Genomic DNA, 23449 nt, shown 5'->3' on the forward strand with positions numbered 1-23449 from the left:
ATGCTGAATTTTTATGACCAATATTATCCATGCCGGTAGGTGTTTAACATAAGTTATCATTCAAACGATCAATAAAAAGAGAGAAACTCAGGTTGTTTAATGATGATTTATTGTAGGAAATATAAAGTGTATTAGAGGGTAGATTTTGTTCTAGTTTTATTTGTTTTAATTGAAGGTTTTTTTGATGGCTGCGATATAATTCGAAGGGAACAATACCCAGTAAATCGGTTACTGCAATAGTATTGACAATAGTAAACAGTGAAGAGCTACGGAATGCTATTTTTCGGTTTGTCAGAATCGCTTCTATTTCCATCTGAAAGTCTTCAAGGCCGGGTGCTTTTGATGTCAGGGAAGTGAACTCTTCATCAAGAATTTCTTCGCGGCTGCTGTTTTCCGTTATTCTCGGATGGGTTGTGCTACAGATAAGCGTGTTTCGTATCGACTGAAAAGGCATACAGCTCACCGAGCGACTGATGACCGGCGTTAATGTGATGACCAGGTCTGCTTTGCGATAAGTCAATAAATCTTCCGCACTTTCTGCTGACATCATGATGTCATGATGTTCAATTTCTACGGCTGTGTCTTGTCGTAGACATCCAATCAAAAGGCTACTGTTGGTTGAAGAGATGAGTTGCGGGCCATAAATAATAAATTTTTTCTTCAGTTCTGCTGTATTGACAATGTTGATGGTTTGCTCAAGGTTCTTAAGATTTTTCTCAAGATGATGATGCAAATTTAACCCTGTCGTTGTTGGTGCAATACCTTTTCCGGAGCGAATAAATAAGGGATCATTAAATTGTGCACGTAGACGTTGTAAAGACTGACTTACCGCAGAAGGTGTTATATATAACGATTCTGCGGCCTTGCTAATGCTAAGATGTTGGTATATGCATTCAAAAATAACAAGCAAGTTTAAATCGAATTTTTTTAAGTCGTAAAGATTAGCCATGATGCACTCCATTCATATTCTTGTTCTCATAATATTCATCAAGTCAATGATACGGCTTTATGTATTTGCATATATTATGTTGTTTTACTTAATTTACGATTAAGTTTTTCTAAAATAGCATAGTTGATATGAGCGGGGTGAACAATACTTGCGGTTTTATGGATAACTGTAAAATAGTCATCTATTCCAGTTATCCATAAAATGAATGTTATTTATTCCCCATAATAATATTTAAGGTCTTTTGATCCGGTAATCCGACAGCTTGCTGTAATGTGTTCTCTGGACTCATGTAATAAATCGCAGGTGTGACATTTGCACCCAGTTCGTCCATCAGCGCCTCATTGGCGCTTAGAATTTTCATCTGTTCCGGACTGACGCTCCCGGAGAGGTTCAGCTTTAACTTGCCGCCTGATGCTTCATACTCTTGCCACGTTTTTGCCGGATCTTTAGACGCGAGGATTGCCGCCGCAGTGGCTGGACTTTCGGGTTTTATCACGCCAACCAGTAGAGTACGAATTTGTACTTTACCGGCATCAACCCAGGGGCGCGCTTGTTGCCAGAATTGTTTGCAATACGGGCAGAAAGGATCGGCAAAAACATAAACCACCACTGGCGCATCTTTTTTACCGTCAAGTAACCAGCTTGATTGTTCCATGCGCTGCCACATTTCGCGTCCGGCAGGTGCGTAAATCTCTTTTTCAATAAGGGCGTTACTGAGGTTTTCTCCCTTTTCGTTGTACATATAGCCAGAGATGGCATGTTTGCCGTCGGGCGTAAGGTAGATAGTGATCCCCATGTCCTGATATTTTCCCAGATAACCTTTCATACCACCTGGCGCATCGAACGATTTAATAATCGTAATCCCCTGTTTTTCAATCGCTTTAACGGGCGCAGGAAGCTCTTCGGCGTAAGCAAATCCTGGGAGTAGGGTTAACAAAATTATCTTTTTTAACATTGCTTTGTCCTTTTCGGTCAGTGCAAATACACAATAAAAGGCTTAACCTATCACTGTCATAGTTAAGACCTTATGTCAGATGATTGCCCTTTGTTTATGAGGGTGTTGTAATCCCTCTCGTCGTTGCGATCATCATTGCAACACCGCAGCCTGCTGAACAGGCGCTGAAGATACCAAAGGGTAGTTCAGGTTATGCGGTCACCTGGAAAGGGGACCCTTTTTACTTTTTATCGCCGCTGGCGGTGCAAAGTTCACAAAGTTGTCTTACGAAGGTTGTAAGGTAAAACTTATCGATTTGATAATGGAAACGCATTAGCCGAATCGGCAAAAATTGGTTACCTTACATCACATCGAAAACACGGAGGAAGTATAGATGTCCTTGATTAACACCAAAATTAAACCTTTTAAAAACCAGGCATTCAAAAACGGCGAATTCGTTGAAATCACCGAAAAAGATACCGAAGGCCGCTGGAGCGTCTTCTTCTTCTACCCGGCTGACTTTACTTTCGTATGCCCGACCGAACTGGGCGACGTTGCTGACCACTACGAAGAACTGCAGAAACTGGGCGTAGACGTATACGCAGTATCTACCGATACTCACTTCACCCACAAAGCATGGCACAGCAGCTCTGAAACCATCGCTAAAATCAAATATGCGATGATCGGCGATCCGACTGGCGCCCTGACCCGTAACTTCGACAACATGCGTGAAGATGAAGGTCTGGCTGACCGTGCTACCTTCGTTGTTGACCCGCAGGGTATCATCCAGGCTATCGAAGTTACCGCTGAAGGCATTGGCCGTGACGCGTCTGACCTGCTGCGTAAAATCAAAGCAGCACAGTACGTGGCTTCTCACCCAGGTGAAGTTTGCCCGGCTAAATGGAAAGAAGGTGAAGCAACTCTGGCTCCATCCCTGGACCTGGTTGGTAAAATCTAAATTTCCTTCGTCTTTCGCGCCCTCAGCTCTGGCGTGAAATACCTGGAAATTCACCTAATTAATCGGGTGCTGCGGCACCCGATTTTCTTCCCCGCACCATGATGCAAGCTGCATCCAGGTAGCCGCAGAGGCCGCTTGCATGATGATGTTTAAAGCCCAGGAGATAAACATGCTCGACACAAATATGAAAACTCAACTCAAGGCTTACCTTGAGAAATTGACCAAGCCTGTTGAGTTAATTGCCACGCTGGATGACAGCGCTAAATCGGCAGAAATCAAGGAACTGTTGGCTGAAATCGCAGAACTGTCAGACAAAGTCACCTTTAAAGAAGATAACAGCTTGCCGGTGCGTAAGCCGTCATTCCTGATCACCAATCCAGGTTCCAACCAGGGACCGCGTTTTGCAGGTTCCCCGCTGGGTCACGAGTTTACCTCGCTGGTACTGGCGCTGCTGTGGACCGGTGGTCATCCGTCGAAAGAAGCACAGTCTCTGCTGGAGCAGATTCGCCATATCGACGGTGATTTTGAATTCGAAACGTATTATTCGCTCTCTTGCCACAACTGCCCGGACGTGGTGCAGGCGCTGAATCTGATGAGCGTACTGAACCCGCGTATTAAGCACACGGCGATTGATGGCGGTACGTTCCAGAACGAAATCACCGATCGTAACGTGATGGGTGTTCCGGCAGTGTTCGTAAACGGGAAAGAGTTTGGCCAGGGCCGTATGACTATTTCCGAAATCGTTGCCAAAATCGATACTGGCGCGGAAAAACGTGCGGCAGAAGAGCTGAACAAGCGTGACGCTTACGATGTGCTGATTGTCGGTTCTGGCCCGGCAGGGGCTGCGGCAGCAATTTACTCCGCACGTAAAGGCATTCGTACCGGTCTGATGGGCGAACGTTTCGGCGGTCAGATCCTCGATACTGTTGATATCGAAAACTACATCTCTGTGCCGAAAACCGAAGGCCAGAAACTGGCAGGCGCGCTGAAGGTTCACGTTGATGAATACGATGTTGATGTGATTGATAGCCAGAGCGCGAGCAAACTGATCCCGGCAGCGGTTGAAGGCGGCCTGCATCAGATTGAAACGGCTTCCGGCGCAGTACTGAAAGCTCGCAGCATTATCGTGGCGACCGGTGCAAAATGGCGCAACATGAACGTTCCGGGCGAAGATCAGTATCGCACCAAAGGCGTGACCTACTGCCCGCACTGCGACGGCCCACTGTTTAAAGGCAAACGCGTAGCAGTCATCGGCGGCGGTAACTCCGGTGTGGAAGCGGCAATCGACCTGGCAGGGATTGTTGAACACGTAACGCTGCTGGAATTTGCCCCAGAAATGAAAGCTGACCAGGTTCTGCAGGACAAGCTGCGCAGCCTGAAAAACGTCGACATCATTCTGAATGCGCAAACCACGGAAGTGAAAGGCGATGGCAGCAAAGTCGTTGGTCTGGAATATCGTGATCGTGTCAGCGGCGATATTCACAACATCGAACTGGCTGGTATTTTCGTCCAGATTGGTCTGCTGCCGAACACCAACTGGCTGGAAGGCGCAGTCGAACGTAACCGCATGGGTGAGATAATCATTGATGCGAAATGCGAAACCAACGTCAAAGGCGTGTTCGCTGCCGGTGACTGTACGACGGTTCCGTATAAGCAGATCATCATCGCTACTGGCGAAGGTGCTAAAGCCTCTCTGAGCGCTTTTGACTACCTGATTCGCACCAAAACTGCATAAGAAGAAGTAAGATTCACCTGCAATTGCTTAGCCGCCGGGGTCAAACCTGGCGGCTTTTTTTATAAAAAACGCCCTGCCGGGATTACTCAGGGCAGGGCGTCATAAATGCGTTAATTTGTTAACGAACAACTAATACTGGCAGATTGGCGTGACGGATCACGTTGGAAGCGTTGGAACCTAACAGATGGGTTGAAATCGATGGATTTCGCGAACCGATAACCACAACATCCGCATCCAGTTCTTTAGCTAACTCGTTCACTTCATCTCGTACGTTACCAAAACGGACATGTGGTTTGATACGGGATGGATCAATATTGAAATGGCCGACCATTGTCTGTAAGCGTTCTTCGGCTTCATGTTGCAAATGTTCTTCGAAACGACGCACATCAGCAGCAAAACGGTGCAGACTAAGGCTTGCGGCGCCCGGTAATACATGGAGTAAATGAATTACGCCATCATCCTGGGCGAGAAATTCAGCGTGACGAACGGCTTTGTCGCTCAATTCCATTTCAAATACGTCTACTGGCATAATGATTGTTTTGTACATAAGCATTCCCTCCTTGCTATTGCATGAACATATAACAGCATATTATTGATTATGATTCTATGATTTGCGAAGTTGATTTGATCTGGGATAGTAATTGATCTGGAAAATGGATTAAGTCAGCTACTACCAGCGTTGCTCAAGATATAGCACTGCCACAACAAGAATTGCTGCAATGAATATATAAAACGCAGTAATACCGAGAGCTTCGCTCATAGGGGGATCCGCTGGTGGATAACTTGTTCAGATTAGAACGCAGCGGTGAAGAGCAAAATGATAAATCTGGTTGATATTTGAGCGGAAAGAGGATGCAGAAGCATCCTCCGGGCAAAGCGAATAGCGCTTGTGCAGATGGGATTAAAGCAGGTAGTCGCCAGCAGCTTCAGGCTGGTATTCGAGTTCCAGCACTTCAAGGTGGGTAGCAACGCCGCCCGGAAGTTCCCAGTGGATGGTATCGCCAACGCGCAGCCCCAGCAGTGCGGCACCAACCGGAGCCATAACGGAAAGTTGAGTATTGCTGTCGGTCATCTTTGCCGGATACACCAGTGTACGCACACGGACTTCGCCATCGCTAAGATTGCGGAATTTAACCCGGCTGTTCATCGTCACCACATCGTGTGGCATCTCTTCTGGCGAACACATTTGGGCGCGATCCAACTCTGCGTTTAACGCGTCGGCGATTGGCAAACCGGCATAGGTAGGTTGCTCCAGCAGAATATCGATGCGTTCGGCATCCAGGTCGTTAATGATGATTGTTGGTCTGGACATTTTTACTCCATGTCGTCGGTACTGCGAGTGTCGCAGATAAACATACCCAAAAGAAAACCCTCACCGTCAGGCGGCGAGGGTTTAGCTCATATGATGATACTGACTGTTGCTCACTCTTTGAAGTGATTTACATCACATTCAGGTAATTCCTTAATGCTGAGCGATTTGTATAAATCTTAATCGAAAAACAGCGTAAGGGATAAATTTTCGTGACGGATCAACTTCCGCTGCGCTGGATCTCAATAACCTGCTTTATCAATCACAAAGGCTTTGCCACAGTTGCCTGGGTGTGGTTGTGGCAAGAATGAGCTTGCCGAGAGCGGCGCATTGATGGCGTCAGCTTTGATTGAAATCTGGATTTCAGTCAAATACGCCGGATTACCCTGGCAGGTTAACTTGACTGCTTTGACGTTCTCTTTCCCCCAGCTTTTGGCAAAGGCGGCGTCAAAGTCACTGCGGCTCACGGTTTTACCGTAGTTATCCGCAAGGAATTTTCCGGCTGTGCTTTCTTTGATCTCTTGATTCAGACGTACCATCGTACCGAAGTAAGCGTCCGGATCAAAACCAAAGCAGGCGCCGTGTTTCGCGTATTCATAACGTTCCAGACAGGAACGACCACCTGCGCCCGGCATAACTTCACTCAATTTAGCTGCTGTTTCCAGCGATAACCCTGTTTCCGGAGAAGAACACATCCGGCTGGCGCGAGCTTCCGGCAGGTTTGGGACTGGGCGAGTGGCGCAGCCGAAGCGCATCCAGCGGCGTTCATCAACGCCACGCGCAGCAACCGATTTAGGCAATCCTGGCCACAGACCATGTACGGTCAGAAAATCAGCTTTGTTGGTCGTTTCGGTTTGCAGTCGACACTCATCGCGTTCGTTACGATTTCGATCGTGCTGACTCTGGCAAAACCCGGTTTGCCAGGAGAGAGCCAGGACATAGCGGTCAAAATCGCCATACTGTTTTGCCTGTAATGCAGCGGCGCTGACAGAAGATAAGGGGAGCAGAGAAGCCGCCAGTAAAGCGGCGTTACGCCAGAATGTTTTCATAGTGGGTGTGGAACTCATACATGCACTGAATACTATCTATTAAATCATAAAAAAGCCCGCCAGGTTGGCTAACCTGGCGGGCGCGGTGATTTATTCAGCGTTTGGCGAACGTATTAGTTCCACATGGCGAGAATCGGCCAGCCTACCAGAAGCAGCATGGCAATATAAATCACCCCGAAGATAGCCCCAAGACGCCAATAATCTTTTGATTTCACATAGCCGCAGCCGTAAATAATCACACCTGGGCCAGTAGCATATGGGGTCAGACAGCCCATGATACCGATAGACAGCACCAGCAGAATACACAGTTGTTCCATCGGTACGCCCGGAATACCTTTACCGACGGCCAGAATGACTGGCAGCATGGTGGCGGTATGCGCAGACAGGCTGGCAAACAGGTAATGAGCAAAATAGAACACCAGCACGAGGACGATAACCGTCGCGTTCGGCGAAAAACCTTCCAGATGCGTACTCATGGTGCTGGCGAACCAGTCGATAAATCCGGAACGAGTCAGGCCATTAGCCATGACGACCAGCGTTGCCAGGTTAACCAGTGTGTTCCATGCGCTGTTATAGCGGGTAATGTCTTTCCACGGCACAACGTGTAGCGCCAGCATCAGCGAAACCGCCAGCAGGCCAACTGCAGTGGCGTTAATGACTTCGCTGCCAAATACCCACAAACCTAAGCTGAGTAATACAAGGCCAATCAGCGTCCACTCTCTGCGTGTCAGCGCCCCCATGGTTTTTAGTTCATCACCCGCCCAGGTTGCCACTTCTTCACTGTGTGTGATTTCCGGTTTGTACAGCACGTAGGAAAGCCACGGCGCAATGATAAGCAAGATAACCCCAACCGGCAGGAAGCAGAGGAACCACTGCAACCAGCTAATCTGGATACCGGCAATTTTGCTGACGAACTCCAGACCCAGCACGTTCGGTGCCGCACCGGTGACAAACATGGAGGAACTTAGACTGGTACTGATGACCATCATCCACATTAAATAGCCGCCAATACGACGCGCGGACGGATCGTTCGGGAATGATTTAAACAGCGGCGGCAGGTTTTTAATGACCGGGAAAACCGTACCCCCGGTACGTGCGGTGTTAGACGGTGTAAACGGCGCCAGCAGAATGTCGATGATGACAATCGCATAACCTAACGTCAGCGTGCGTTTGCCCATGAATTTCACCAGGAAAAGGGCAATACGACGGCCTAATCCAGAAACTTCATATCCTAATGCAAAGATAAATGCGCCAAATACCAGCCAGACTGTGGTACTGGAAAAACCAGCCAGCCCCCATTTCAGCGCCTGTTTTTGCGCATTAAACGCTGGGTCAGCTAATTCTTTGGCGTCAAAGAGCAGGTAATTACTGCCAATCACGCAAATGGTTACTGCAATAAAACTGATCGCTGTTGCCGGGATTGGCTCGAGGATCATGCCGACAATCATTGCCACAAACACGGCGAAGTAATGCCATGCCTGCGGCGGCATGCCGTCGGGGACAGGGATAAGAAACATGACACCCATCACCACCAGTGGGGCCAATAATTTCCATATCTTATCTTTTGCTAAAGACATACGGGTTCTCCGAAAATTAATATTTCCAAATTTATCAAGTGCTTAAATTTTTAAATCTGTGCTAAAAACCAGGTAAGAATCAGCAGGTCGGCGCTGCCGCCTGGACTGAGATTTCGTTCGATACACTCCCTGTCGAACTGCCGGAGATAATCGAGATCGGCGGGGGTTCGGATGCCCCCTTTTTGCAATAGTGTTTGCGCCCGGCGCTGTAGCCAGCGCAGGCCCCCCTCACCACCGCGCGATGCAACGTTGGTATCGCCGTTGGTAGCCATCAGTAGGAGCAAGGTATCGAGCAATGCCAGTTCAGGATCTAGCCCCTGATCCAACAGAGTGAGGTAGTGCGGCAGGGCGTGGTTGGTAACCAGTGGATAACCTGCTTCGGCTTCACCGCGCGCGCCGGTAAGGCCAAGTTGCTGGTACAACCGTTGACCTGCGGTCAGTTGTTGATTATTGGTACGCAGTTCGCGATCGGTCAGACCACGGCAGAAACTTGCCGCCGTCGAACAAACGGTTGTGGGCGTTACCGGCTGGTTGAGCTGAAGCAAACGGCCAATTGCCGCGCACAGTAGCCCTAAAGAAAAAATACTGCCTTTATGGGTGTTTACGCCCGCAGTGGCGCGGAACATATCGCCTTCACAGGCCATACCAATTGGGCGTAATCCGTTGAGTACTGCTTCGGGGGCCATTTCTGCACTACAGGCACCAAATTCGATAAAACGGGGTAACCAGGCCTGAATCGCCAGCGCGCTACGGTGGAAATCTTCCAGCGCCATATCTTTGTGCGCACCGCAGTTAATCCGATCCACGAGGCCTGGTTTCGGTGACAGATTGACTTCAGTCAGCATGGCGCGCCAGCCCAGCAGGGCGTAGTCATTGATTAATGACGCAGCCAGCTTTGTGGTTTTAGTTGACGTTGCAGGCATCGACATCGTTCAGCAGCGCCTCCATGCGGTTGAGTAAATCGGTCAGTTGGTGGGTTTTCCCGCGCGCGCAGATGGCTGCACTTTGCTCGCACAGCAGGCAGCGGCGAGGCGGCAGTGAATAGTCGCGGCGGGAGAGAATTTCGCCTTCGGGCGTCAGGACATCGATATCCCATAAACGCCCGAGAGGATGGCTATGTTCAAGCTCAATGGTGGCGAGCTTGAGGTCGCGAGCTGAAGCGGCAATGCTCAACATGCCTTCCGGCCCGCTGGCGGAAACCAGTGCAGCTTGCTCCTGAATTTGCCAGCCCTGTTTTGCGGCTAAGGCACGCAAGGCTGTCACGCCATGATTAAAAATTCGGCGTGTGACCTCGCTGTCTTTAATCGGCCCAGGCGCAACCACGGTAAAGGAGACCAGTGGAACAGGATGGCGCTTGAGCCAGGCGTGTTGCCGTGCTTGCCTTTCATCCCGGCTGATGAGCAACTCGGGAATCGAAACCGCATGGTGGCTGGCGAGTTCAGGGAGCAGGTGCATGGCTTATTCCTTCACCTGATGTACAACGTCAATCACCGAGCCATCGCGGTAACGAACGACGGCAACGACGCGGTCGGTGAATTCAATCGGCTGTGGTTCACCGGTCAGCAGACGCGCACGTTCGCGCAGCCACTCAATGGAAACCACTTTAATGCCTGCTTCCTGCAGACGTTCTGCCAGTTCCGGACGTGCCGGGTTAACAGCGATGCCGTGGTCGGTGACCAGAATATCGACGCTGGACCCTGGGGTAATGCAGGTCAGCACGTTATCCACCAGAGTCGGGATACGACCGCGCACCAGCGGCGCAACAATGATGGAAAGCGCAGAGGCAATTGCGGTATCGCAGTGACCGCCGGAAGCGCCACGCAGCACGCCATCAGAGCCGGTCAGCACGTTAACGTTGAACTGTGTGTCAATTTCCAGCGCGCTCAGTACCACCACGTCGAGACGATCAACCGATGCGCCTTTAGAGCCCCAGTTAGCGTACTGGTTGGCACTGATTTCGATGTGATTCGGGTTACGAGCCAGCGATTGCGCAGCGTGGCTGTCAAAGCTCTGCACATCCAGCAGTTTGCGGATCAGACCTTTTTCGTGCAGATCAACCATCGTTGCGGTAATGCCACCGAGGGCGAAGTCGGCGCGAATATCGCGGCTACGCATTTTGTCTTCCAGGAAACGGGTTACCGCAAGCGAAGCGCCGCCGGTGCCGGTCTGCAGGGAGAAACCTTCTTTGAAGTAGCCAGAGTTGACAATCACATCCGCAGCGCTGCGGGCAATCAGCAGTTCGCGCGGGTTAGTAGTCATACGGGTTGCGCCAGCGCCGATTTTCGCGGCATCGCCGACACGATCAACTTTGACGATCAGATCAACCTGATCCTGTTCAATGCTCGCCGGGTTATGCGGATAAGGCAGCAGTTCTTCGGTGAGCATCACCACTTGTTTCGCATTGTCGGCATCGACCATTGCATAGCCGAGAGAGCCGCAGCAGGCTTTTCCGGTGTAGCCGTTAGCATTACCGAATTCATCACAGGACGGGACGCCGAGGAAAGCAACGTCGATGTTGAGTTCGCCGCTCTGTACCAGATGCACACGACCACCGTGAGAGTGGATTTGTACCGGTTCAGCCAGCAGACCACGGGAAATTTCTTCCGCCAGTGGGCCGCGCAGACCAGAGGTATAAATGCGGGTTACCACGCCCTGACGAATATGTTCTACCAGCGGCGCATGGCAATCACTCAGGGAACTGGACGCCAGGGTCAGGTTTTTAAAGCCCATCTTCGCGATGACGTCCATCACCATATTGACGGTCAGGTCACCGCCACGGAAAGCGTGATGGAAGGAAACAGTCATGCCATCTTGCAAACCAGAACGACGAATGGCTTCTTCCAGGTTGGCGCACAGTTTGCGATCGCGCGCTTTTTCAGCCTGATAGGTTTGTTTCGGCGAGTTCTGGAAAGCGGCAAGATCGCATTCAGCGTGACGATTCCAGGCCGCTACCCGTTCTTGTCGTTGAGATTGTTCAATTTTCTGCGTCATTTTGATTGCCTTATTCTTCGCGGATGCCGGAAAGTTCTGCACGGGAGAGCACCAGACGGGCGCGATCGATAACCGGACCGTCAACCATCTTGCCGTTCAGAGAAACCACGCCGAGGCCTTCGCGAGCGGCAGCTTCAGCGGCTTCTACAACGCGGCGTGCGTGATCCACTTCTTTCTGGGTTGGAGCGTAGAGGTTGTGCAGCAGATCAATCTGACGCGGGTTGATCAGCGATTTGCCGTCAAAGCCCAGTTGTTTGATGTGGGCGGCTTCTTGCAGGAATCCGGCTTCGTTGTTGGCGTCGGAATAGACGGTATCGAACGCCTGAATACCCGCAGAACGTGCGGCCTGCAAAATAGAGCAGCGAGCGAACAGCAGTTCAGTTCCTTCCGGGGAGCGTTCTGTACGCAGGTTGCGCACATAGTCTTCTGCACCGAGGGCGATACCGATCAAACGCTCGGAAGCGTGAGCGATTTCCACTGCGCGAGTAATGCCCAGCGGAGATTCAATCGCCGCCAGCAGGCCGGTGCTGCCGGGTTCACGACCGCAGGTTTTTTCGATACGCAGGATCTCTTTTTCGATATCCAGAACGTCCTGAGCAGTATCGGTTTTCGGCAGACGCACAACGTCTGCACCGCCGCGAACGACGGCTTCCAGGTCGTTAACGCCCCATTCAGAATCCAGCGCGTTTACACGCACAATGGTTTCAATGTCGCGATACAGAGGATGTTGCAGTGCGTGGTAGACCATGCGGCGAGCGGTGTCTTTTTCACGCAGCGCCACGGAGTCTTCGAGGTCGAACATCAGAGCATCAGCTGGGTAGATGAAGGAGTTGCTGACCATCGCGGCATTGGCACCAGGCACAAACAGCATGCTGCGGCGGGTGCGAGTTTTACGTTGTTGCAGCGAAGCAGAAATCATTGGCAATCCTCCCATGGCAGCGCCGGGACACCGCTGGCGCGCGCCAGCAAGGCTTCCAGTCGTGCACGTAAAATGCAGTCCAGTGCGCCTTTGTCATCGACATTCAGCTGTACGCCGCGCACGTTATAGCGGGCGAGAACGTCCAGAATGGTGGTGCGAATCGCATCGCCAAACTGTTTCTCAACGCTGCTGTTGATTTGCAGGTCGATATCCTGCGTATCGAGTGGGGCGATGCGTATCATCACATCCCCAGACTCAAGGGTGCCTGCAACGGCGGGCTGGTTTATTTTCATTTTTCACCTGTTTCTTATGCGGGGGGCTTTTGACGAACTGCCGCGTCCTGGCGGGCGTGTTCAAGCAGATTCTGCAAGTAATGCAGAGTGGGTGCCGGGACCAGTGGCGCGATAGCCGTGAGATCGTTTTTCACCAGCAGTTGACGTACCCGGGAAGCGGATATCGGCAGTTCCTGGTAACGCAGTCGCTCAATTTCAACCAGTTCGATGGGCGGTGCGGAGATGGTCGGTGTTTCCAGCCAGTAGCGCATATCCTGGTTGTACTGGGCGGTCACGCGACAAATGGGTTCAGTACCAACAAAGCGGTGAGTAACGCCCAGCGCGGGCGCGAGGTACTGACGGAAAATTTTCAGGTCAATTTCGGTGTAACAATGGTTGATGACGCTCTGTTCTTTAATGAAGTAGCAGGGGAACGTGGCGCGGGAGATGATGTACTCGGAGCCGCGATGCACGGTCAGACGCGGAATATCGGCGGTGCCTTTTAACACCAGATCTAACCGGTCGTCATAGGGAAAGCGTGAAGAATCTTCTTTGACTAAAAACAGATGCAGCCAGTCGCACTGTGCCGCAGCTTGTTGAATCAGATAACGGTGGCCGTTAGTAAAGGGATTGGCGTTCATGACGATACAGCCAATCTTCTTCCCTTCATGACGGAATTTCTTCAGCGATTCGGCATAGCGTTTCAGACGTGTGGCGCTATTTTCCATCAACACCATCACACCAGGTACGCTGGTTAACGTGTAGAAACCGCACTGACGGAACAGCGCCTCGTATTCGGTTTTGGTATAAATAAACAGATGCGTGCTGTGCCGTTCATAGGCGAGGTTTATCAGTTCGGTGGCTAATGTCAGCGCCAGTCCTTCACCGCGAACTGATTCACTAATAGCGACGCACTTAATGATATTTCCGGCAATTCCGCCGCAGGCAATAAGGCGGTCGTTACGGGTTACGGTAATAAATACTTCGACCGTGGTGTCAACACTCAAATCATTTTCATGCAGAAAGTGGGTAATTTCCGCCATCTTTTTATTTTCTGAACGTTTTACCCGGGTGAAAATATCATTGCCGAACATAATAAATAGTATCCTGAAGGTGCATGTTGTTATCGGTTTGCAACAAATGTTGTTCGATGTAGCAAATTGATAACCTTTTATTTTCAGTTGAGAGAAAGGGCTGTGAGTGAGGTATTTCTGTTTCTCCTTTCGCCATACATCCTAAGGAGTATTGCATCGTGAAATTTTGATTTATTTCACATAGAGTTAGTGGTTTTTTATTTATTTAATGGTTTTAAGTTTTTTAATTAATGTAATTGCGAATTAGTGCGTGGCTTTAAGTTATTTAATTGATTTAATGAATGATTTTTGCCACGATCATATTTGATTTTTATATATCGAGATTCAACATTTTAATTACATTCACCAAAAAACAGGGTTTACCCCGCAAGGAAAACAATGTTGCAGCTTAATGAGAATAAACAGTTTGCTTTTTTCCAACGACTGGCGTTCCCGCTGCGTATTTTTTTGCTGATTTTGGTGTTCTCGATATTTGTCATCGCTGCGCTGGCGCAATATTTTACGGCCAGCTTTGAGGACTATTTAACGCTTCATGTTCGTGATATGGCAATGAATCAAGCGAAAATTATTGCCTCCAATGACAGTATCATCACCGCAGTGAAAACGCGTGACTACAAACGACTGGCTACTATTGCCAACAAATTGCAAAGAGATACCGACTTCGATTATGTGGTGATTGGTGACCGGGATTCGATCCGCCTTTACCATCCTAATCCGGAAAAGATTGGCTACCCCATGCAGTTTACCAAACCGGGAGCGCTGGAAAGAGGGGAGAGTTACTTCATCACCGGCAAAGGGTCGATAGGTATGGCAATGCGCGCCAAAACGCCGATCTTTGATGACGATGGCAAAGTCATCGGCGTGGTGTCGGTGGGGTATCTGGTGAGTAAAATCGATAGCTGGCGGGCTGAGTTTTTATTACCGATGGTGGGTGTGTTTGTCGTGCTGTTAGGCATTCTGATGCTGCTGTCGTGGTTCTTAGCTGCGCATATCCGCCGCCAGATGATGGGCATGGAACCAAAGCAGATTGCGCGCGTGGTCCGCCAGCAAGAGGCGCTTTTTAGTTCGGTTTATGAAGGGCTGATTGCGGTGGACCCGTATGGGCATATTACTGCCATCAACCGCAATGCAAGAAAAATGTTGGGGCTGAGTTCTCCCGGACGGCAGTGGCTGGGCAGACCTATTGCAGAGGTTGTTAGACCGGCTGATTTTTTTACCGAACAAATTGATGAAAAACGTCAGGATGTGGTGGCGAATTTTAATGGTCTGAGCGTTATTGCTAACCGTGAAGCTATTCGTTCTGGTGATGATTTGCTAGGTGCAATTATTAGTTTTCGTAGTAAAGACGAAATATCTACCCTTAATGCGCAACTGACGCAAATTAAACAATATGTTGAAAGCCTGCGCACACTACGTCATGAACATCTCAATTGGATGTCTACGCTCAATGGTCTGTTGCAGATGAAAGAGTATGATCGTGTGCTGGCGATGGTTCAGGGGGAGTCCCAGGCTCAGCAGCAACTTATTGATAGTCTGCGTGAAGCATTTGCCGATCGCCAGGTGGCGGGGCTTCTTTTTGGTAAAGTGCAGCGCGCCCGGGAGCTGGGGCTAAAAATGACGATTGTTCCAGGCAGCCAACTTTCACAACTGCCGCAAGGGCTGGACAGCACTGAATTTGCGGCGATAGTGGGCAACTTACTCGATAATGCCTTCGAAGCCAGTCTGCATAGTGATAAAGGGAATAAGACCGTCGAATTATACCTGAGCGATGAAGGCGACGACGTGGTAATCGAAGTGGCCGATCAGGGCTGCGGCATTCCAGAGTCTCTTCGCGACAAAATATTTGAGCAGGGCGTCAGTACGCGTGCTGATGAACCCGGTGAGCATGGCATTGGGTTGTATCTTATTGCCAGCTATGTAACGCGCTGCGGTGGAGTTATCACTCTCGAAGAGAATGATCCCTGCGGTACTTTATTTTCAATCTATATTCCGAAAGTGAAACCTGATGACAGCTCCATTAACCCTATTGATCGTTGAGGACGAAACACCGTTGGCAGAAATGCATGCGGAATATATTCGTCACATTCCCGGCTTCAGTCAGATATTGCTGGCGGGAAACCTGGCGCAGGCCCGAATGATGATTGAGCGTTTTAAGCCGGGGCTTATCTTGCTGGATAACTATCTTCCTGATGGTAGGGGCATTAATTTGTTGCATGAGTTGGTGCAGACGCATTACCCCGGTGATGTGGTGTTTACCACTGCCGCCAGCGATATGGAAACGGTATCTGAGGCTGTGCGCTGCGGTGTGTTTGATTATTTAATCAAGCCAATCGCTTATGAGCGTCTGGGGCAGACATTAACTCGTTATCGCCAGCGTAGACACATGCTGGAAAGTATTGATAGCGCCAGTCAGAAGCAAATTGATGAGATGTTCAACGCTTACGCTCGCGGTGAACCAAAGGATGAGCTGCCAACTGGCATTGACGCGTTGACGCTAAACGCAGTGAGAAAACTGTTCAAGGAGCCTGGTGTGCAACATACGGCTGAGACAGTAGCGCAGGCTTTAACCATAAGCCGCACCACTGCGAGACGTTATCTTGAATATTGCGCCAGCCGACATCTGATCATCGCTGAGATTGTTCACGGCAAAGTTGGCCGGCCACAACGCATTTACCACAGCGGATGAAGAGAGTGCCGGAGGACGCGCTCCTCCGGCCAGGGAAATCACTTACCAGCAACCGCGGCGGTAGTACCGGGTACCATCAACTCTGTAGCCACAATGACAATCACCAGCCCAACAAGCACCGGCACCGAGGTGCGTTTAACCACTTCAAAAGGTGATATTTTAGCCATCCCGGCAACGGCAACCACCACGCCAGAGACTGGCGAAAGCGTGCGCCCCAGGTTTGACGCCTGCAGCATCGGGATTGTCAGGTACGCCGGGTTAATGCCGGAAGAGTGTGCCAGTTTCGGGATCATCTCAACAAAGGCATAGAAAGGCGCATTGCCGGAACCAGTGGTGACTGCTGCCAGCATTGTCAGGATAACCAGCACCAGCATCAGGATAATGCTCGCCGAGCCGAACGAGGTGGCGATTGAGATCAGGCTCTGGATAAAGCCGATGGTGCTAAGGCCCTGAGCGAAAACCCCTGCGGCAACTAATAACATTACTACGTTAGCGAAGGCATCAGCCATGCCGCGGTAAGCCACCTCGAGGCCCGAAAAGACTTTTTGCGTATTAAAGCCGCGAAGAAATTCCAGAACAGAGGCAATCAGCATACAGATCACCAGAATGGTGATGATGTGCAATTGCGGACCCCATTTACCGTCAAAAAATAGCACGCCAATGATCGGTGTAAACGGCAGAATGGCGTAAAACGCGGGTGCGGTGGTTGTGATTTCGCTGACATCTAACATTTCATGAGAGATGTGCTCTTTTTTGTCCAGATAACGCTGCCAGAAAAAGTGGGCAATCGCCATGCCGATAATCGCGGCAATTGAGATAGGAAGTGTTGTTTTGAAGGCGAAGTCAATCAGCGGCATTTCAGAAGCCTGTGCTGCCAGCACCACATCACCAGATGTTGGTGCGAGAATAATTGCTGCTGGTGAGGCACAAATGGCAGCTGCCGCGCCGCGACTGATACCAACGTTCACCATCACCGGGAACAACGTTGCCATCAGTAAAACGCCAAGACCGGTTGCGGAGGAGACTGCCAGTGACATCAGACAGGCGACAAAGTAGGCGGCAATCATCAGCAGGTAAGGGGAGTTAATGTACTGCAGCGGTTTTGATGCCAGTTTGACAACCATATCGTTCGCGCCAATGTGGGTCATATAAGCGGCAAAGCCACACAGCATCATGATCATCATGCCGAGATCGCCGCCACGGCTCATCAGTAATATTTTAATGTATTCAACGATATCTGTGGCGCTGTAGCCAGTGGAAGTCTGGCTGGAGGGTAAAACTTTGTGTCCCATTATAGCGCTGATGATCAGCAGTAGCAGGCCGCCAACAAATAGCACCCCGGTGGCGGAATACCCTTTAATGATGTAGCGAGCTACACCCACAATAACGACAACCCCAATAAGGAGTTCAATAAATGTCTGCATATTCTTTCCTGTCTCCAGAATCTACAATAAATAATAAAAAAATCCTAAAATAAGAAAAAAATATGCCGAATAAATTGACATCAGGTGCTGATTGAAATCAAGAAAGCTGTCATTAAGACATTGATGTTGTTGTTTTTATACCTGGATAACAAAATTTATTTTAGGGGGAGTAATTACAACATAGCGATGTTTATAAACTGATGAATAATTGATGCGATTTTGTTAATTATTTTATGGTGTTTTGTCCGTCCAAAAAATACTCTTGTATGAGTATCATGTGGCAATACAAACAATGATTTTATTGATTGTTTCATTGTATCTAATTGAAAGATAAGTGAATGATAAATGTTTTTATGGGGGTGACTTTTATTTGCATGAGTTGTTCTTTAGCTGAAAATATTTCTTAGTCTCAGGAATAACCCGATGGTTTTATTAGTAAATTTTATGAAATAAATTTTTCAGGCGCTCGGATTATTCTTTATGTTTGCCTTGTTAAGGTTGTATTTATTTTTCTTTGGCTATGCTGGTAATATATTTTTGATAAGTTTTCTGTGGTTGCTAATGGGCGCTAGTAAATGTGTTACCGTATTTTCCTTTACTTTTATTCAGTTAATCAGCATTGAAGAAGTTTCTGCTAGTGCAGAGCAATGGATTACGACATTTAAAGATAATGTCGCAGAAACCTGGCAGCGGCCAGAACATTATGATCTGTATATTCCCGCCATTACCTGGCATGCACGTTTCGCTTATGACAAAGAAAAAACCGATCGCTATAACGAAAGACCGTGGGGTGGCGGTTTTGGTCAGTCACGTTGGGATGAGAAAGGCAACTGGCACGGTTTGTACGCGATGGCGTTTAAGGATTCGTGGAATAAATGGGAGCCCATTGCCGGATACGGTTGGGAAAGTACCTGGCGACCGCTTGCCGATGAAAACTTTCATGTCGGTCTGGGATTCACCGCTGGTGTGACGGCGCGTGATAACTGGAACTACATACCTGTTCCGCTGATACTGCCATTGGCTTCTGTGGGCTATGGCCCTGCGACTTTTCAGATGACCTATATCCCTGGCACTTACAACAACGGCAATGTTTACTTTGCCTGGATGCGGTTTCAGTTTTAGACAAGTCACGTTTTAATAAAATCCTTAAAAATCAGTGTGTAATGAAATTAACATCAAAAATAACGCGACTTTTATCACTTTTTAGTAAAGTTGCACTGGACAAAGCGTACCACAATTGGTGTACTGGTAACCGACACAGCATTTGTGTCTATTTTTCATGTAAAGGTAATTTTGATGTCTAAGATTAAAGGTAACGTTAAGTGGTTTAATGAGTCCAAAGGATTCGGTTTCATTACTCCGGAAGACGGCAGCAAAGATGTGTTCGTACACTTCTCTGCAATCCAGACTAATGGTTTTAAAACTCTTGCTGAAGGTCAGCGCGTAGAGTTCGAAATCACTAACGGTGCCAAAGGCCCTTCTGCTGCAAACGTAATCGCTCTGTAAGATACGTCAGCAAGAATTCAAAACCCGCTTATTCAGCGGGTTTTTTTTGGTCTTCAGTGTGCGGTTGATGCTGAAAATAGCCAAAAAGCCAGTGCGGTCATGGCAAAGGAACCTAACAGGTTAACGAAGACGTTCAGTAGCGCCCAGCCAAAACGCCCCTCCTGCAATAAAAACACCACTTCTGCCGAAAATGTTGAGAAGGTCGTTAGCCCGCCACAAAAACCAGTGGTGATTAATACTTTCCACACCGGATCGATATTAGTCATGCGGCTAAACCAGGCAAACCCCATTCCTATGATAAATGCCCCAATCAGGTTTGCTGCCAGAGTTCCGAGTGGAATAGCCTGGTGCAGTGGGTTAAATCGCATACTTAACATCCATCTCGCCACGCTTCCCGTACCACCACCAATAAAAACTGCTAAAAGGAGTTGTAACACAGCTAAATCCTGCTATTTGATTTGTATGAGTGATAAGTTTAACGCCGAATATTCGTCGTTGGCGAATTTTACAACTCTGACAGGAGGTGACAATGCTGGTTGCCGCAGGACAATTTGCTGTTACATCAATATGGGAAAAGAACGCTGAGATTTGCGCCTCGTTAATGGCACAGGCGGCGGAAAACGACGTATCGCTGTTTGTCCTGCCGGAAGCGCTTCTGGCGCGCGACGATCTTGACCCGAATTTGTCAGTTAAATCGGCACAGTTGCTGGAAGGGGAATTCCTCGGACGTTTACTGCGGGAAAGTAAACGTAACATGATGACGACGATTCTGACGATTCATGTTCCCTCAACCCCTGGGCGCGCGTGGAATATGCTGGTGGCGCTGCAGGCGGGGAAAATTGTCGCCCACTATGCCAAATTGCATCTCTATGATGCGTTTTCCATTCAGGAATCGCGCCATGTGGATGCAGGTGATGAAATAGCCCCTTTACTGGAGGTTGAAGGCATGAACGTGGGGCTGATGACTTGCTATGATTTACGCTTTCCTGAGTTGGCATTAGCCCTGGCATTACAGGGCGCGGAAATCCTGATCCTGCCAGCGGCCTGGGTTCGCGGGCCACTCAAAGAGCACCACTGGTCAACCTTGCTAGCCGCTCGTGCTCTGGATACCACCTGTTATATGGTGGCAGCGGGGGAGTGCGGGAACAAAAATATCGGGCAAAGCCGGATTATAGATCCCTTTGGTGTCACCATTGCGGCAGCGGCAGAAATGCCTGCGCTCATTATGGCGGAAGTGACGCCCGAACGTGTGCGTCAGGTGCGCGCGCAACTTCCCGTCTTAAACAACCGTCGCTTTGCGCCGCCGCAATTATTATGATGTTTTTTTACTCGGCGCTTGATTCACCTTGTTACAGATTGCTATTGTGTGCGCGCGTCGAATGACCGTTAATATTCTCTGGTTTTTAAGGCGCGTTCTGTTGCCAGTTTTATGTCAAGAAGGTATCTATGGGTGAGATTAGTATTACCAAACTGCTGGTAGTTGCGGCGCTGGTCGTTCTGCTGTTTGGGACTAAGAAGTTACGTACGCTGGGCGGAGACCTGGGAGCGGCCATTAAAGGGTTCAAGAAAGCGATGAATGATGATGACGCTGCGGCTAAAAAAGGCGCAGACGTTGATATTCAGGCTGAAAAGCTCTCTCATAAAGAGTGACGTGGCGAGCAGGACGCTCCCTCAATATCTTGTTCGATAAAAAAACCCGCTTCAGATAGCGGGTTTTTTATCAGACAGATGTAAGCAATTATTACGCGATTACTTAACTTCCATCCCTTTCGCCTGCAAGTCGGCGTGGTACGAAGAGCGGACAAACGGACCGCATGCAGCATGGGTAAAGCCCATCGCCAGCGCTTCGGCCTTCATTTCATCAAACTCATCTGGGCTAACGTAGCGTTGTACCGGCAGGTGATGGCGGCTTGGCTGCAGATATTGCCCCAGTGTCAACATGGTTACACCATGGCGGCGCAGATCGCGCATGACTTCAATAATCTCTTCATTGGTTTCACCCAGCCCCACCATCAAACCGGATTTGGTCGGGATCTCCGGATGCGCTTCTTTAAAGCGTTCCAATAGTTTTAGCGACCAGTTGTAATCTGCGCCCGGGCGTACCTGACGGTAAATACGCGGTACGTTTTCCAGGTTGTGGTTGAACACATCTGGCGGCGTGGCGGTCAGAATATCCAGCGCGCGATCCATACGACCACGGAAATCCGGCACCAGAGTTTCAATTTTGATTTCCGGGCTTTTTTCCCGGATGGCAGTAATGCAATCCGCAAAGTGCTGGGCTCCGCCATCGCGCAGGTCATCGCGGTCAACGGAGGTGATAACCACATAACGCAGCGCCATATCAGCAATGGTCTGCGCCAGTTTTACCGGCTCGTTGGCATCCGGGGCGACCGGGCGACCGTGGGCAACGTCACAGAACGGACAACGGCGCGTACAAATGGCGCCGAGGATCATAAACGTTGCTGTGCCGTGGTTGAAGCATTCTGCCAGGTTAGGGCAGGAGGCTTCCTCACAGACAGAATGCAGGCCATTTTTGCGCATTGCGGCTTTGATGCCCTGGATACGTGTAGAGTCCGCGGGAAGCTTGATTTTCATCCATTCCGGCTTGCGCAGCAGGGCTTCGCGCTCTGTTGCCACGTTTTTAACCGGGATAAGGGCCATCTTATCGGCATCGCGGTATTTAACACCGCGTTCCATCACAATGGGTTTACTCATAGCGTGCGTGTTCCAGTTGCGAATTACGAAGGAAAGCGTTTCAATTCAATGGATTGTTGTAATTATCAACTATTTTTGAATTAACGACTGGCAGTATATCATTGAAACGGCCCAGAAAGCAGCCAAAGCGGTCGCGAAAATGTAAAATTGTTGTTGGTTTGTGCCATTTTATCGTTTGTCGCTGTGAACTCTATGTAACGATACTTTTTCAAAACACATTCGATAGCATCAGTTCCCCGCGAAGTATTGGAACACGCTGACTACAATGACCCAATATGATTTGGGTCATTTATGAGGGGGAATTAAGCAGGGATATATTCTACGTCAGGATTTTTGAGTAGCGCTAAAATATTTGCCAGTAAGCGTGGTGCAATATTATCGGTGGTCGCATCAGGTTTCCATTGCGATATTTTTGCCATTTCCATCCCGGCATAACCACAAGGGTTGATACGTAAAAATGGCGAAAGATCCATATTGACGTTTAATGCCAGACCGTGGAATGAACAGCCGCGGCGAATACGCAAACCGAGCGAACAAATTTTCTTTTCCCCAACGTAGACACCTGGAGCATCAGCCCGAGGGTGCGCTTCAATATCCAGCTCGGCCAGGGTATTCACTACCGTTTGTTCGAGCAAGGTCACCAGTTCACGCACGCCCAACTTCCTGCGTTTGAGGTTAAGCAATACATACATCACCTGTTGCCCCGGCCCGTGATAAGTTACCTGGCCGCCACGATCGCTCTGGATCACCGGAATATCACCCGGCATTAAAATATGTTCCGCTTTACCTGCTTGTCCCTGGGTGAATACAGGATGGTGTTCAACCAACCAGATTTCATCAAGGGTATTTTCATCACGGGTATCGGTGAATTCATGCATAGCCTGAGAAATAGGCTCGTAAGGCTGAAGGCCGAGCTGGCGGACAAGAATTTTATCCTGATACAAAACGGCATCTCCGTGGAGAATGAGTAAAAGTGGGGAAAATTATATCACAGCGAGGGGAGGGGAGTTACCCGACCAGAGGCCGGGTAACGGAGAAGCAAATTACAGAACCATACGGACGATATCGATTTTGCCCAGTTCTTCGTACAGAGTTTCAACCTGCTCGATATGAGTGGCGTTGATAGTGATAGATACCGAGTGGTAGTTGCCTTTGCTGCTTGGTTTTACCGTTGGGTTGTAGTCACCTGGCGCATGGCGCTGTACCACTTCAACCACCTGATCAACCAGCTCAGGTAACGCCTGCCCCATTACTTTGTAGGTAAAAGGAGTAGGGAATTCAAGCAGTTCGTTAAGTTTGGTTTTCATGTCAGCTCCGGCGTAACGTAATTA

Annotated in this window: 26 protein-coding genes; 8 read left to right on the forward strand and 18 right to left on the reverse strand. The window is 49.3% G+C overall.

Going from position 1 to position 23449, the window contains the following annotated elements:
* Nucleotides 1-43: 43 nt before the first annotated feature.
* Nucleotides 44-949 carry a DNA-binding transcriptional repressor CitR gene (gene citR, locus FEM44_RS17455; protein WP_135523062.1) on the reverse strand — a complete coding sequence of 302 codons (906 nt, stop codon included), beginning with the start codon at nt 947-949 and terminating at the stop codon, nt 44-46.
* Nucleotides 950-1157: 208 nt separating this feature from the next.
* Nucleotides 1158-1904 carry a thiol:disulfide interchange protein DsbG gene (dsbG, locus tag FEM44_RS17460; RefSeq protein WP_135523061.1) on the reverse strand — a complete coding sequence of 249 codons (747 nt, stop codon included), beginning with the start codon at nt 1902-1904 and terminating at the stop codon, nt 1158-1160.
* A gap of 373 nt (nt 1905-2277) precedes the next feature.
* On the opposite strand from dsbG, the gene ahpC reads away from it, so the two are divergent.
* Both ahpC and ahpF read left to right on the forward strand, forming a co-directional pair.
* Nucleotides 2278-2841 carry an alkyl hydroperoxide reductase subunit C gene (gene ahpC, locus FEM44_RS17465; protein ID WP_000052804.1) on the forward strand — a complete coding sequence of 188 codons (564 nt, stop codon included), beginning with the start codon at nt 2278-2280 and terminating at the stop codon, nt 2839-2841.
* A 169-nt stretch (nt 2842-3010) separates the two neighbouring features.
* Nucleotides 3011-4576: an alkyl hydroperoxide reductase subunit F gene (gene ahpF, locus FEM44_RS17470; RefSeq protein WP_032183601.1), complete on the forward strand. Its 1566-nt coding sequence runs from the start codon at nt 3011-3013 to the stop codon at nt 4574-4576.
* A 118-nt stretch (nt 4577-4694) separates the two neighbouring features.
* On the opposite strand, the gene uspG is transcribed toward ahpF, so the two are convergent.
* The 11 genes from uspG to citC form a co-directional block, all read right to left on the reverse strand.
* Complete coding sequence (gene uspG / locus FEM44_RS17475) at nt 4695-5123, reverse strand: universal stress protein UspG (RefSeq protein ID WP_130206453.1); 429 nt, start codon at nt 5121-5123, stop codon at nt 4695-4697.
* A 123-nt stretch (nt 5124-5246) separates the two neighbouring features.
* On the reverse strand, nt 5247-5336 hold the full coding sequence (gene yldA, locus FEM44_RS25880; RefSeq protein ID WP_367643826.1) for a small membrane protein YldA: 90 nt from the start codon (nt 5334-5336) through the stop codon (nt 5247-5249).
* Nucleotides 5337-5477: 141 nt separating this feature from the next.
* Nucleotides 5478-5888, reverse strand: a complete 411-nt coding sequence (gene rnk, locus FEM44_RS17480; protein WP_135523060.1) for a nucleoside diphosphate kinase regulator — start codon at nt 5886-5888, stop codon at nt 5478-5480.
* A 239-nt stretch (nt 5889-6127) separates the two neighbouring features.
* Complete coding sequence (gene rna, locus FEM44_RS17485; protein WP_135523059.1) at nt 6128-6934, reverse strand: ribonuclease I; 807 nt, start codon at nt 6932-6934, stop codon at nt 6128-6130.
* 113 nt (nt 6935-7047) lie between these two features.
* Nucleotides 7048-8511: a citrate/succinate antiporter CitT gene (citT, locus tag FEM44_RS17490; RefSeq protein WP_000050310.1), complete on the reverse strand. Its 1464-nt coding sequence runs from the start codon at nt 8509-8511 to the stop codon at nt 7048-7050.
* A gap of 50 nt (nt 8512-8561) precedes the next feature.
* Nucleotides 8562-9440, reverse strand: coding sequence for a triphosphoribosyl-dephospho-CoA synthase CitG (gene citG, locus FEM44_RS17495; RefSeq protein ID WP_135523058.1), 879 nt, complete (start codon nt 9438-9440; stop codon nt 8562-8564).
* Nucleotides 9415-9966 carry a citrate lyase holo-[acyl-carrier protein] synthase gene (gene citX, locus FEM44_RS17500; RefSeq protein ID WP_135523057.1) on the reverse strand — a complete coding sequence of 184 codons (552 nt, stop codon included), beginning with the start codon at nt 9964-9966 and terminating at the stop codon, nt 9415-9417. The genes citG and citX overlap by 26 nt, the downstream gene beginning before the upstream one ends.
* A 3-nt stretch (nt 9967-9969) precedes the next feature.
* Complete coding sequence (citF, locus tag FEM44_RS17505; RefSeq protein ID WP_130219423.1) at nt 9970-11502, reverse strand: citrate lyase subunit alpha; 1533 nt, start codon at nt 11500-11502, stop codon at nt 9970-9972.
* Between the two features lie 10 nt (nt 11503-11512).
* Nucleotides 11513-12421: a citrate (pro-3S)-lyase subunit beta gene (citE, locus tag FEM44_RS17510; RefSeq protein ID WP_023155203.1), complete on the reverse strand. Its 909-nt coding sequence runs from the start codon at nt 12419-12421 to the stop codon at nt 11513-11515.
* Nucleotides 12418-12714: a citrate lyase acyl carrier protein gene (gene citD, locus FEM44_RS17515; protein ID WP_135523056.1), complete on the reverse strand. Its 297-nt coding sequence runs from the start codon at nt 12712-12714 to the stop codon at nt 12418-12420. The genes citE and citD overlap by 4 nt, the downstream gene beginning before the upstream one ends.
* Nucleotides 12715-12728: 14 nt before the next feature.
* Nucleotides 12729-13787, reverse strand: a complete 1059-nt coding sequence (gene citC, locus FEM44_RS17520; protein WP_135523055.1) for a [citrate (pro-3S)-lyase] ligase — start codon at nt 13785-13787, stop codon at nt 12729-12731.
* Between the two features lie 378 nt (nt 13788-14165).
* Between citC and dpiB the strand changes: the two genes are divergently transcribed.
* Both dpiB and dpiA read left to right on the forward strand, forming a co-directional pair.
* Nucleotides 14166-15824 (forward strand): sensor histidine kinase DpiB, encoded by a 1659-nt coding sequence (gene dpiB, locus FEM44_RS17525; RefSeq protein ID WP_130219425.1) that lies wholly within the window; start codon nt 14166-14168, stop codon nt 15822-15824.
* Nucleotides 15793-16473, forward strand: a complete 681-nt coding sequence (dpiA, locus tag FEM44_RS17530; RefSeq protein WP_130206469.1) for a two-component response regulator DpiA — start codon at nt 15793-15795, stop codon at nt 16471-16473. The genes dpiB and dpiA overlap by 32 nt, the downstream gene beginning before the upstream one ends.
* A 38-nt stretch (nt 16474-16511) precedes the next feature.
* Here dpiA and dcuC read toward each other — a convergent pair whose 3' ends face one another.
* Entirely contained in the window at nt 16512-17897 is a 1386-nt protein-coding gene (dcuC, locus tag FEM44_RS17535; protein ID WP_130206471.1) for an anaerobic C4-dicarboxylate transporter DcuC, read from the reverse strand.
* Between the two features lie 561 nt (nt 17898-18458).
* Here dcuC and pagP point away from each other — a divergent pair.
* Nucleotides 18459-19019, forward strand: a complete 561-nt coding sequence (gene pagP / locus FEM44_RS17540) for a lipid IV(A) palmitoyltransferase PagP (protein ID WP_135523054.1) — start codon at nt 18459-18461, stop codon at nt 19017-19019.
* 174 nt (nt 19020-19193) lie between these two features.
* Nucleotides 19194-19403, forward strand: a complete 210-nt coding sequence (cspE, locus tag FEM44_RS17545; RefSeq protein ID WP_000034825.1) for a transcription antiterminator/RNA stability regulator CspE — start codon at nt 19194-19196, stop codon at nt 19401-19403.
* A gap of 53 nt (nt 19404-19456) precedes the next feature.
* Here cspE and crcB read toward each other — a convergent pair whose 3' ends face one another.
* Complete coding sequence (gene crcB, locus FEM44_RS17550; RefSeq protein ID WP_130206475.1) at nt 19457-19840, reverse strand: fluoride efflux transporter CrcB; 384 nt, start codon at nt 19838-19840, stop codon at nt 19457-19459.
* Nucleotides 19841-19932: 92 nt separating this feature from the next.
* On the opposite strand from crcB, the gene FEM44_RS17555 reads away from it, so the two are divergent.
* Nucleotides 19933-20721: a deaminated glutathione amidase gene (locus tag FEM44_RS17555; protein WP_135523053.1), complete on the forward strand. Its 789-nt coding sequence runs from the start codon at nt 19933-19935 to the stop codon at nt 20719-20721.
* A gap of 128 nt (nt 20722-20849) precedes the next feature.
* Entirely contained in the window at nt 20850-21053 is a 204-nt protein-coding gene (gene tatE, locus FEM44_RS17560) for a twin-arginine translocase subunit TatE (RefSeq protein WP_064528973.1), read from the forward strand.
* 99 nt (nt 21054-21152) lie between these two features.
* Here the strand turns inward: tatE and lipA are convergent, their stop codons facing one another.
* The 3 genes from lipA to ybeD all read right to left on the reverse strand — a co-directional run bounded on the left by lipA (nt 21153) and on the right by ybeD (nt 23425).
* Complete coding sequence (lipA, locus tag FEM44_RS17565; RefSeq protein ID WP_000042625.1) at nt 21153-22118, reverse strand: lipoyl synthase; 966 nt, start codon at nt 22116-22118, stop codon at nt 21153-21155.
* Between the two features lie 302 nt (nt 22119-22420).
* Nucleotides 22421-23062: a lipoyl(octanoyl) transferase LipB gene (gene lipB, locus FEM44_RS17570; RefSeq protein WP_130206479.1), complete on the reverse strand. Its 642-nt coding sequence runs from the start codon at nt 23060-23062 to the stop codon at nt 22421-22423.
* Nucleotides 23063-23161: 99 nt separating this feature from the next.
* Complete coding sequence (ybeD, locus tag FEM44_RS17575; protein WP_130206481.1) at nt 23162-23425, reverse strand: DUF493 family protein YbeD; 264 nt, start codon at nt 23423-23425, stop codon at nt 23162-23164.
* Nucleotides 23426-23449: the final 24 nt, after the last annotated feature.

The sequence above is a fragment of the Escherichia sp. E4742 genome (assembly GCF_005843885.1).
Taxonomy (GTDB): Bacteria; Pseudomonadota; Gammaproteobacteria; order Enterobacterales; family Enterobacteriaceae; genus Escherichia.